We start from the raw sequence: 10029 nt of genomic DNA on the forward strand, positions 1-10029 counted from the left end.
TCCTTGGCGATGTAGTACGGATCACTGAACTGGATCTGGTCCGCCCGGGTCTTGGTGTAGGCCAGGTTGGCGAAAATCACGTCGACGCGCCCCATTTTCACTTCAGGAATCCGTGCTTCGACGGACAGCGGCTTGAGCTCCAGTTCCACGCCCATGGTCTTGGCCAAGGCCTTGCACAAATCGACGTCCATCCCGACCAATTCGCGGGTTTTCGGATCCGGGGCGGAGAACGGTGGCACGTCGGCGTACACCCCACAGCTCAACGACTTCCTGGCCATGATGTCGCTCAATTGATCGGCCTGCGCGACCGCAACAGCCAAAGGACCTAACGCCAGCGAGACAAACAGATACTTCATACGCATGAAAAAACTCCTGGGATTGGAAAGTCGGATGGCAGAAGAAGCAAAACCGTTGCGACTCAGTGAGCGCGCAAATCGGCGATAAAACGTTGTGCGCGTGGATGCGTCGGCTGGCTGAAGAAATTCTCGGGCGTGCTCTTTTCCAGAATCTGACCCGCGTCCATAAACCAGATGGTGTCGGCGACTTCACGGGCAAAGTTCATCTCGTGGGTCACGCACATCATGGTCATGCCCTCCTTGGCCAAGCCTTTCATCACACTCAGCACTTCACCGACCATTTCCGGGTCAAGGGCACTGGTGGGTTCATCGAACAACATCACTGGCGGCTCCATCGCCAGCGCCCGGGCAATCGCCACCCGTTGCTGCTGACCGCCGGACAACTGCGCCGGATAGGCCCCGGCCTTGTGGGCCAGGCCAACCCGATCCAGCAATTGCATGGCCTGCTGCTTGGCGGCCGAGCCTTTCAGGTTGCGGATTTTGCTGGGCGCCAGGGTGATGTTTTCCAGCACCGACAGGTGCGGAAAAAGATTGAAGCTCTGGAACACGAAACCCACCCGGCTGCGCAGTCGATTGATGTGAGCGTCAGTGCCGTGAACATCCTGGCCGTCGAACAGGATCTGGCCTTTCTGGATGTCTTCCAGGCGATTGACCGTGCGGATCAGCGTCGATTTTCCGGAACCGGACGGGCCGCACAACACCACCACTTCACCGGGTTTCACTTCGGCGGTGATGTCAGTCAGTGCGTGGTACTCGCCGTACCATTTGTTGATGTTCGAAAACATGATCATTGGATGCATGGACGCAACCCTCTTCAATTATCAATGGCCAGCAAGGGGTCGGCAGCCACGGCTTGGCCGGCGTTGCCCAGACGTTTGCGAGCGATACGGCGTTCCACCCAGGCGGCCAGATGGGTCAGACCGAAACAGAGCAGGTAGTAAATGATCGCCAGGATGAAAAACACCTGGAACGGCTTGGTCAGCAGTTGGTTGTTGACCTGGTTGGCGGCGAAGGTCACTTCCTGGACGTTGATCACGTAACCCAGAGAAGTTTCCTTGATGATCGAGATGAACTGGCTGATCAGGCTGGGCAGCGCGTTGTACAACGCTTGCGGCAAGATCACCCAGATCGTCGTGCGCAGATACCCAAGGCCCAAGGCCCGGGACGCTTCGTACTGACCCGACGGCAGCGCCTGAATGCCGCCGCGAATGATTTCGCACAGGTAGGCGCTCTGGTAAATCACCAACGTGCAGAGCATGGTGACGAACCCGGTTATGTTGTGGCCGATCAACAACGGCACCAGGAAGTAGGTCCAGAAGATCACCATCAGCAGCGGGATGCCCCGCAGCACATACACCCAGACCGTGGCAGCCCAGCGCAGTCCGGTCCACGGCGACACCCGAGCCAACGCCAGCAGCAAGCCGAAAGGGAACGCCAGCAACAGCGCCAATGCCGCCAGAATCAACGTACTCGCCAACCCGCCCAGAGGGCCGTGCGGGTACTGGCCGATCAGAAACAGGGTCCAGTTCTGCTGCACAATCGAGAAAAGATCGAACATCGCCGCCTACCTCGCCAGCGCTTTGTTGAAGCGTCGCGCCAACAGCGCGCCGAGCCCCATCAACAGCAGTGAAAAGACCAGGTAGAACACCGTGGCGACCAGGTAGGACTCGAACGTGCGGAAGGTGTAGTTCTCAACTTCGCGGGTGGCGTAGGTCAGCTCGACCACGCCGATGGCCATCGCCAGGCTGGTGTTCTTGAACAACAGCACGGTGTGGTTGATCAGCGACGGCAGGCAATTACGCACGCCCTGCGGCAGGATCACATAGCGCATCGAACGTACATACCCCAACCCCAGCGCCCGGGAGGCTTCGGTCTGCCCCGCCGGTATGGCGCGCAGGCCACTGCGGATGTCTTCACAGAAATACGCCGCCTGACACAGCCCCAGCGCAATCACCGAGAACAGGTATTCGGTGCTGTAGTTCGCCAGCCAGAGTTGCGTGGATTCGCTCAGCAAGGTCGGCACACCGAAGTACCAGAGCATCAACTGCACCAGCGTCGGAACGTTGCGATGGTAAGACACGTAACCTGCCACCAGACGATCAGCGAGCTTGTTACCGGTCAGGCGCACGGTCACCAGCAACAGAGCCAGGGCCATCGCCAGCAGCCAGGCGAACAGCGCCAGTTGTAGAGTTATTTCGATGCCCTTGACGATCAGCTCGGCATATTCGCCTTGCAGAACCGCGGCCAAATCGAAGTCATGCTTCATGGTCAATCCCTACGGGCATTGGGCTAGGGCAGAAATAAAAGCGTCTGGCGAGCCATGACGTGGGTACCGCGTGACGGATTGATCCGTTCTTCTGGTGCGTGCTTCGCAGGGAAACGCTCAGCCCTGGTAATTCTGCGGGCGAGCCGTGGAAAGACCACCGGGCACTTGCAAGGTCGGGGTGATTTCCATGTGCCCGACGTTGACCGATATCGGTGCGGCGATGGCAAACGCGATGGCGTCGGCGATGTCCTTGGCCTGGGGCAGCTCGAAACCTTCGACGAAGCGCTTGTAGGTTTCTTCGGAGTCGCCGTGAACGTGGGCGAAGATGTCAGTAGCCACTCGCCCTGGACAGATCTCGGTCACCCGGACCCGCTTGCCGAAGGCATCGATACGTAACTGCCGCGAGAGCATGCTCACGGCGGCTTTCGTCGCGTGGTACGTGGAGTTGCCACCGAAGTTGTACGCCGCAGCAATCGAACTGATGTTGATGATGTGGCCGCAGTCACGCTCGACCATCCCCGGCAACGCCAGGCGCGCCAGGTGCAGCACCGCCCGCAGGTTGACGTCGATCAGCAAGTCGATGCCTTCGGCGTCAGCCTTAAGAATCGAACCCGGTTTATCGACCCCGGCGTTGTTCACCAAAATGTCGAACTGCTGGGTTTCAAACAGACGGGTCAACCCGGCCAGGTCGGTGACGTCGATGGCGTGTGCGATGCAGCCGGTTTTCGCGGCCAGCTCTTCGAGCTTGTCAGCGCTGCGAGCCAAGGCATGCACCTGCACGCCTTCCTGGCACAGGCGCTCGACGACGGCGGCGCCAATTCCGGAAGAAGCGCCGGTCACCAGCGCGGTTTTGTAATCTGAAAATGGCATGAAGTTGTCCTCGTATTACGTGTGCGGATCACTCGGTGATCGCGATGACTTCGACTCTATCCAGCCCTGAAGCCGTGGACCAAGACGGAATGACTGTGTGGCAATAAGCCCTGCTTATGACCGTGCAACCGTTACGCCAACAGCTGCGAAATCGGCGTGATACAGCCACCCGCCAGCTCGATTTCACGACGGATGGTGCGGGCCAGTTCCACGGCACCAGGCGTGTCGCCGTGCAACAGGATCGAGTGCGCCGGCACCGCAATGCGCTTGCCATTGAGACTGGTCACGGTGCCCTCCTCCAGCAACTGCCGAACCCGTTGCAGCACGGCCGCCGGCTCCTTGATCACCGACCCCGGGACCTTGCGCGGCACCAGCAGGCAGTCATCGTCGTAGGCGCGGTCGGCCAGAAACGTCGTGGCGACCCGCAGCCCACATTTGTCCGCGGCGTTTTCGATGGCACGACTGCTCGATGAACTGATAATCAGCGTCGGGTCGAACGCCGCCACCGCACACACCAATGGATCCGCCAGTGCCGAGTCGGCCGCGACCATGTTCCCCAGCGCGCCGTGAAAGCTCATGTGCGTCATACGGTGGCCATTGACCGCCGCCATTCCGGCCAGCGCGCCGAGCTGGTAAACCACATAGGTCGCCAGCTCTTTGAGCTCGATGTTCATCTGCCGTCGACCGAAGCCCATCAAGTCGGGGAAGCCGACATGGGCGCCCAGATCGATGCCACCGGCCTTGGCCAGGCGCACGGTGTTGTCCATGATCAGCGGATCACCGGCATGGAAGCCGCATGCCACATTGGCCGATGAGATAAGACTCATCAACGCTTCATCCTCGCCCATGCGCCAAGGGCCGAAGCCTTCACCCAGATCAGCGTTCAAATCAATTTTCATTGCTTCTTTCCTCGCCCGCTCATGCCGCGTCCAGGCGCATGAACGCCTCGCCAAAGCCCACCGTCGTGCCACACACCGTCAATACCGCCGCCAGCCGTCCGGCCTTCTCGCTGCGGACCGGCAACAGCAGATCGCCAACTTGCAGCAAAGCGACCAGTTGCCCTCGCTCCACTCGACTGCCGACCGATACCAGCACCTCGCTCTGTTGCGGGTGCTTAAGCAGCAACCGGCCCAGACCTGGAGTCTTTAACAGCTCCTCCGGTGCCTTTAATGTCTCTGGCGTGGCGATTTGAACCGGTTCCGCGACTTCGTCGACGCTACGTTTGAGCACCAGATGCAGCGCCGGACGACGAATTTCCGCGCCAGCCAGGTGATTCTCCTTGAGCCACACCGCCAACTGGCGGATTTCCTGATTTGTCATGTCTGAATGTCCTTAACGCGAGGCCAGCCCGTGAAGGTCAACCAAGCGGCCGACCTCCGCGAGATAGCGCGAATTGTCTTCCAGGGCTGCGACAGCTTCGGCGTAACTGCACTCGATAAAGCGCACCTTGCTGCCGATCGGCGCCTGGCCCAGGCGCCAGAGATCGGCCTCGATCACCGTGCCGAATTTCGGATAACCGCCACTGGGTTGCGCGTCGCGCATCTGGATGATCGGCTGGCCACCGTGGGGCACCTGAATCACGCCGGGGACGATGCCGTGGGAGCGAACTTCCATCGGCGCCTTGGGCAGGATCGGCGCGCCTTCGAGCCGATAGCCGTAGCGGTTGCTCTGGGTCGTGACCTTCCACTCGCCGGACCAGAATGCCGCCCGGGATTCATCCAGAAAACACTCGTATTCGGCCGCCGGGAGTACCCGCATCGCGGGCAATCCATCGCGTTGCAATGGCAAGGCCTGACTGGGTGACACGACCCCAAAATCCGTGGGCAGCGCGCTCATGCCGGGACGCAGCGCCGAGAGCTGGTCGCCCTGCTGCAAGGCCCGCCCTTGCAAGCCACCGAACTCACCGCGTAATTGCGTGCTGCGCGAGCCGAGCACCTGCGGCACGTCGACACCGCCGGCCAGACACAGATAAGCGCGACTGCCGGAGGTTGGATAGCCGAGGCTCAGCACCTGGCCTTCCCGAGCCTGCGCTACCCAGAATGGCAACAATGGCTGACCGTCGAGGGTGGCTTCGCAAGCCGCACCGGTCACCGCGAAGGCGCAGTCCTGAACAAACCGCACCTCGAATGGAAACAGCGGAATTTCGATGGCCGCCGCCCCCTTGGGATTACCCAGCAGCAGATTGCCCAACGCCAGCGCCAAATGGTCCATCGCGCCAGAAGTCCCGACGCCGTAACCGAGGCTGCCGAAGCGGCCGAAGTCCTGCACGGTGGCCAGGGCGGTGGCCGATAAAATCTCGATCATCGAATGATCCTCTCGATGCGCAAGCGCAACATATCGCCGGGCCGCAGCATGGCCGGAGGGTTTTGGGTCGGGTCGAAAAACGACATTTCGGTCCTGCCGATAGTGTTCCAGCCGCTGGGACCGGCCGATGCGGAGACACCGGTCTGCACCCCGCCGATCGACACGGAGCCGGCTGCAATACTGATCACCGGCACCTGGCGCCGTGGCGTGGCCAGACGCGCGTCCATGCCACCGAGATAGCAATAGCCGGGATGGCTGCCCAACGCATACACCGGGTACAGCGGCTCGCAATGCAGGTTGGCAATGGTGTCGATATCCAGTCCGGTGTGCGCCACCACATCACTCATGTGCGGACCGAATTCGCCGCCGTACACCACCGGCAACTCGACGATGCGCCCTTCGAGTGGCAGCGGTTGGCTTTGCTCCCAGGCCTCAAGCAATCGCTCGCACAGCCCATTGAGATCGCGCGGCGGCTTGATAAAGGTCAGCATCAGGTTGTTCATGCCGGGGACCGCTTCGTGTATGTCGGCCCATTGCCCGGCCTGCAAGGCCAGGCTCCAAATGCGTTGTTGCGGTGCCAGATCCAGCTCGCCGGGGGCTTCGAACAGCAAAGCCGTAGACCCCAGCAGGCTGATGTGCGGACGCAGCGATACAGAAGCAGTACTCATGTCGGACTCCGTTGTTGCAGCCAGCGCTCCAGGTGATGAATGTCTACGCCACCACTGCAGAACGCCGGGTCGTCGAGAATGTCGCGGTGCAGCGGGATATTGGTCGAGATGCCTTCCACGTACATTTCACTCAGGGCCAGGCGCATCCGTGCCATGGCCTCATCACGTGTCGCGCCGTGGGTGATGACCTTGGCCACCATCGAGTCGTAGTAAGGCGGCACCCGATAACCCGTGGTGACGTGGGAGTCGACCCGCACACCGAAACCACCAGGGACTTCCCAGCGCTGAATCAGTCCTGGGGTCGGCATGAACGTGATCGGGTCTTCTGCGTTGATCCGGCATTCCAGCGAGTGACCGTTGAGCTGCACGTCTTGCTGACGCAGCTCAAGCACTTCACCTCGGGCCATGCGCAGTTGCTGCTGGACGATGTCGATGCCGGTGGTCATCTCCGTCACCGGGTGCTCGACCTGCAGCCGCGTGTTCATCTCGATGAAGAAGAACTCGCCGTCCTCATACAGAAATTCGAAAGTACCGACGCCGCGATAGCCGATCTGTCGGCAAGCCTGCGCACAGCGTTCGCCGACCTTGGCGATAAGCTCGGGGTCAATGCCAGGTGCCGGCGCTTCTTCCAGGACTTTCTGGTGCCGACGTTGCAAGGAGCAATCGCGGCAGCCGAGCCAGATCGCGTGGCCATGGGCATCGCACAACACCTGGATTTCCACATGCCGTGGATGGCCGAGAAACTTCTCGATGTACAGTTCCGGATTACCGAAAGCCAGCCGCGCCTCTTCACGGGTCAGCGCGATGGCATCGAGCAACTCGCTCTCTTCTTTCACCACACGCATGCCCCGCCCACCGCCACCGCCGGCTGCCTTGACGATCACCGGGTAACCGATTTCACGGGCAATGGCCAGGATGCTTGCATCGTCGGTGGGCATCACCGAGTCCGGACCCGGCACGCAAGGTACGCCGGCTTCGCGCATCGCCCGTTTGGCGGCAACCTTGTCGCCCATGGTGCGAATGCATTCGGCGCTCGGCCCGATAAAGGTCAGGTCGGCCGCTTCGATACGTTCAGCGAACCCGGCGTTTTCCGACAGAAAGCCATAACCCGGATGGATCGCCTGAGCGCCGCTGACCTTGGCCGCGAACAGCAGCGCAGCCTGGTTCAGATAACTCTGACCGGGTGACGCCGGCCCGATGCACAGGGCCTGATCGGCGTTTTGCACGTACTGGGCGTGGCGATCGGCCTCGGAGTGCACGACCACGGTCTGCAACCCCAGGCCACGGCAGGCACGCTGAATGCGCAGGGCGATTTCGCCACGGTTGGCGATCAGCACTTTGTCGAACATTGAATTCACCTGAAAGAGGATGGGCTTGGGATCAGTCGAGACGGAACAACGACTGACCGGCTTCGACTTCGGCGCCACTCTGAGCGAGGATCGCAGCGATCCGTCCGGCGGCTTTGGCCTTGACCGGGTGGAACATTTTCATCGCCTCGATGACCGCCAGGGTCTGCCCGGCTTCGACCTGCTCGCCGACCGTGACAAACGGTGCTTCCCCTGCGGCGGGCGTCAGATGCAGCACGCCGTACAGACTGGCCTTGACCTCGATGGCCTGCACCGTCGGGGTATCTGCCGTGGATGGCGGCGCTGTCGATACCGGCGATTGCCCGGTCAACGGCTCTGCGGTCAAGACCTTTCCGGCCTGCTTGAAAAGACGAACCGTACTGTCACCTTCGGTCAGACTCAGTTCGAGCAGATCGGATTCGGCGAGCAAATCGATCAACCCCTTGATGCGTTCTGAATCCATGCGTGGGCCCCTGCCTGTCGAGCTGTCTTAAGTGGATAGGGTCAATGTAGCGAGCCCGCCGAACGACGACCAAGACGCTTTGGCTTTGGGGTGATAAGCCGTCCTTATGACCAATCAGATCAGGCTGCCGCGCATCTCGGCGACCAGTTCCAGCAGGATCGCCTTGACCGCCTGCGCGGGCACCGACAGCGGTAGGTGACCGGACAGACACAGCGCCAGTGGCGCCTCGACCTCGGGCTCGACAATGCGACACATGTGCATCGAGGTGGCGGCGACCATCACCCGCGCCGAGGACTCGGGCAGGATCGTCGAACCGAAGTGCTCGGCGACCGCAGCGGTCAGGGTGATCGAAGATTCGATTTCAGCCACCACCCGCGCACTCAGGCCTATGCGCAGGAAGGCTTCATCCACCAGTCGACGCATGACGTTGTAGGGACGCGGCAGGAGCATGTCCATGTCCGCCAGGTCGGCCAGAGGGATCTCGTCGAGAGCGCTGACAGCAGGGTCGGCACTCACCAGATAGAGGTGCTCGCGCAGCAGCGAGACGAAGCTCAAGCCATGGACTTCACGCCCGCCATAGAGCACGGCCATGTCCATCCGGCCATTCATGATCAACTCGCTCAAGGTGGTGCCGAAGTTTTCATTGAGGTACAGCAGAATGCCCGGATGGCGTTCGCGCACCCTACGCAATAGCGGCAAAGAGAGCGTCGATGCGGCGGTGCCAGGCGCCAGGCCAACTGACACCTGTCCGGACAACGCATGCCCCGTGGCATTGATGTCGCTTTGAGCCTGCTCGCACTGGCGCAAAATGATTTGTGCATGGCCGTACAGGACTTTGCCCGCCTCCGTTGGGGTGACCCCGCGCTTGGTCCGAATCAGCAATTGTTGCTGCAACTCCGCTTCCAGCGTGGCCAGTTGCTGACTGAGTGCCGGTTGCGCGACATGCAGCACATCGGCGGCCTGGGTCATGCTGCCGATATCGACGAGTTTCACGAAATACTTCAAACGGCGCAGGTTCACGGTGGCGGTGCTCTTGCTCAAAAAAGGGAGTCAGCCCATAGGCTTTAGCAAGAGCCAGGCCAGCCCCGACACATCGCGCGCGTGGTTAACGGCAAGGCTCAACCATAAGCCTTTGCTATGGCTGGATCGTGACGGCCTTGATCGCCCCCCCGCCACGGGCATACAGGCTTGATCGCACCACCTTGGTGCGAACACTGTCCAGTTCCAGCTATAAGCGATTCCTATCCGACCAGAACGATCTCGTCTTATGGCTGCCTGGGTGGTGGCTCGTACTGTAGGGCCTCGTCAACGTCATCAACGAGGAACGACACGTGACCGCCTCCCGCATCGCCGCCCGTGTGCAACGTATCAAACCATCGCCCAGCAGCGCCGCTTCTGACCGTGCGAACGAACTGCGCCGACAAGGCAAGTCCATCATCAATCTGGTTGTCGGCGAGCCGGACTTCGATACACCCGTGCACATTCGACAAGCGGCCAACGCCGCCATCGAACGCGGCGAGACGCGTTACACGCAAAATGCCGGGACCCCGGAGCTGCGCCAAGCGATTGTCGACAAGCTGGCACGGGAAAACGGCCTGACCTACGGTGCGAATCAGATCCTGGTCACCAGCGGTGCGAAGAGCGCGATCTTCAATGCCTTCGCCGCCACCCTCGGTGCGGGCGATGAAGTGCTGATTCCGGCGCCGTACTGGGTGTCGTACCCCGACATGGTGCTGGCCTGCGAAGGTGAACCCGT

Annotated in this window: 13 protein-coding genes; 1 reads left to right on the forward strand and 12 read right to left on the reverse strand. The window is 61.1% G+C overall.

Features of this window, described 5'->3' with window-relative positions; all coding sequences use genetic code 11:
* The 12 genes from AC1RO5_RS30695 to nac all read right to left on the reverse strand — a co-directional run.
* A partial coding sequence (locus AC1RO5_RS30695) for a transporter substrate-binding domain-containing protein (RefSeq protein WP_493179504.1) occupies positions 1–362 on the reverse strand: 362 nt, incomplete at its 3' end.
* A 56-nt stretch (positions 363–418) separates the two neighbouring features.
* Positions 419–1147 (reverse strand): amino acid ABC transporter ATP-binding protein, encoded by a 729-nt coding sequence (locus AC1RO5_RS30700; protein WP_493179522.1) that lies wholly within the window; start codon positions 1145–1147, stop codon positions 419–421.
* Positions 1148–1170: 23 nt separating this feature from the next.
* Positions 1171–1914, reverse strand: a complete 744-nt coding sequence (locus tag AC1RO5_RS30705; protein WP_493179505.1) for an amino acid ABC transporter permease — start codon at positions 1912–1914, stop codon at positions 1171–1173.
* 6 nt (positions 1915–1920) lie between these two features.
* Positions 1921–2622, reverse strand: a complete 702-nt coding sequence (locus tag AC1RO5_RS30710; protein WP_008073770.1) for an amino acid ABC transporter permease — start codon at positions 2620–2622, stop codon at positions 1921–1923.
* Positions 2623–2739: 117 nt separating this feature from the next.
* Positions 2740–3492: an SDR family oxidoreductase gene (locus AC1RO5_RS30715; RefSeq protein ID WP_493179507.1), complete on the reverse strand. Its 753-nt coding sequence runs from the start codon at positions 3490–3492 to the stop codon at positions 2740–2742.
* Between the two features lie 131 nt (positions 3493–3623).
* A complete protein-coding gene (locus AC1RO5_RS30720; protein ID WP_493179508.1) occupies positions 3624–4391 on the reverse strand; it encodes a LamB/YcsF family protein in 768 nt (255 codons plus the stop codon).
* Positions 4392–4410: 19 nt separating this feature from the next.
* Positions 4411–4812 (reverse strand): biotin/lipoyl-containing protein, encoded by a 402-nt coding sequence (locus AC1RO5_RS30725; protein WP_493179510.1) that lies wholly within the window; start codon positions 4810–4812, stop codon positions 4411–4413.
* A gap of 12 nt (positions 4813–4824) precedes the next feature.
* On the reverse strand, positions 4825–5796 hold the full coding sequence (locus tag AC1RO5_RS30730) for a 5-oxoprolinase subunit C family protein (RefSeq protein WP_493179512.1): 972 nt from the start codon (positions 5794–5796) through the stop codon (positions 4825–4827).
* The gene (gene pxpB / locus AC1RO5_RS30735; RefSeq protein WP_493179514.1) at positions 5793–6464 is read right to left on the reverse strand and encodes a 5-oxoprolinase subunit PxpB; all 672 of its coding nucleotides are present in this window, start codon (positions 6462–6464) and stop codon (positions 5793–5795) included. The genes AC1RO5_RS30730 and pxpB overlap by 4 nt, the downstream gene beginning before the upstream one ends.
* The gene (gene accC, locus AC1RO5_RS30740) at positions 6461–7813 is read right to left on the reverse strand and encodes an acetyl-CoA carboxylase biotin carboxylase subunit (RefSeq protein ID WP_493179516.1); all 1353 of its coding nucleotides are present in this window, start codon (positions 7811–7813) and stop codon (positions 6461–6463) included. Before accC ends, pxpB begins: the two co-directional genes overlap by 4 nt.
* Before the next feature lie 31 nt (positions 7814–7844).
* Positions 7845–8273 carry an acetyl-CoA carboxylase biotin carboxyl carrier protein gene (locus AC1RO5_RS30745; RefSeq protein ID WP_493179518.1) on the reverse strand — a complete coding sequence of 143 codons (429 nt, stop codon included), beginning with the start codon at positions 8271–8273 and terminating at the stop codon, positions 7845–7847.
* A gap of 114 nt (positions 8274–8387) precedes the next feature.
* The gene (gene nac, locus AC1RO5_RS30750) at positions 8388–9293 is read right to left on the reverse strand and encodes a nitrogen assimilation transcriptional regulator NAC (protein ID WP_493179524.1); all 906 of its coding nucleotides are present in this window, start codon (positions 9291–9293) and stop codon (positions 8388–8390) included.
* Between the two features lie 311 nt (positions 9294–9604).
* On the opposite strand from nac, the gene AC1RO5_RS30755 reads away from it, so the two are divergent.
* Positions 9605–10029, forward strand: a 425-nt coding sequence (locus AC1RO5_RS30755) for an aminotransferase class I/II-fold pyridoxal phosphate-dependent enzyme (RefSeq protein WP_493179520.1), incomplete at its 3' end; no start/stop codon positions are given.

The organism is Pseudomonas sp. GW822-FHT02G04 (genome assembly GCF_058802085.1).

Coding starts and splice junctions, on each gene's coding strand:
- AC1RO5_RS30700 (WP_493179522.1), bottom strand. CDS start 1,147: ATGATCATGTTTTCGAACATCAACAAATGGTACGGCGAGTACCACGCA.
- AC1RO5_RS30705 (WP_493179505.1), bottom strand. CDS start 1,914: ATGTTCGATCTTTTCTCGATTGTGCAGCAGAACTGGACCCTGTTTCTG.
- AC1RO5_RS30710 (WP_008073770.1), bottom strand. CDS start 2,622: ATGAAGCATGACTTCGATTTGGCCGCGGTTCTGCAAGGCGAATATGCC.
- AC1RO5_RS30715 (WP_493179507.1), bottom strand. CDS start 3,492: ATGCCATTTTCAGATTACAAAACCGCGCTGGTGACCGGCGCTTCTTCC.
- AC1RO5_RS30720 (WP_493179508.1), bottom strand. CDS start 4,391: ATGAAAATTGATTTGAACGCTGATCTGGGTGAAGGCTTCGGCCCTTGG.
- AC1RO5_RS30725 (WP_493179510.1), bottom strand. CDS start 4,812: ATGACAAATCAGGAAATCCGCCAGTTGGCGGTGTGGCTCAAGGAGAAT.
- AC1RO5_RS30730 (WP_493179512.1), bottom strand. CDS start 5,796: ATGATCGAGATTTTATCGGCCACCGCCCTGGCCACCGTGCAGGACTTC.
- pxpB (WP_493179514.1), bottom strand. CDS start 6,464: ATGAGTACTGCTTCTGTATCGCTGCGTCCGCACATCAGCCTGCTGGGG.
- accC (WP_493179516.1), bottom strand. CDS start 7,813: ATGTTCGACAAAGTGCTGATCGCCAACCGTGGCGAAATCGCCCTGCGC.
- AC1RO5_RS30745 (WP_493179518.1), bottom strand. CDS start 8,273: ATGGATTCAGAACGCATCAAGGGGTTGATCGATTTGCTCGCCGAATCC.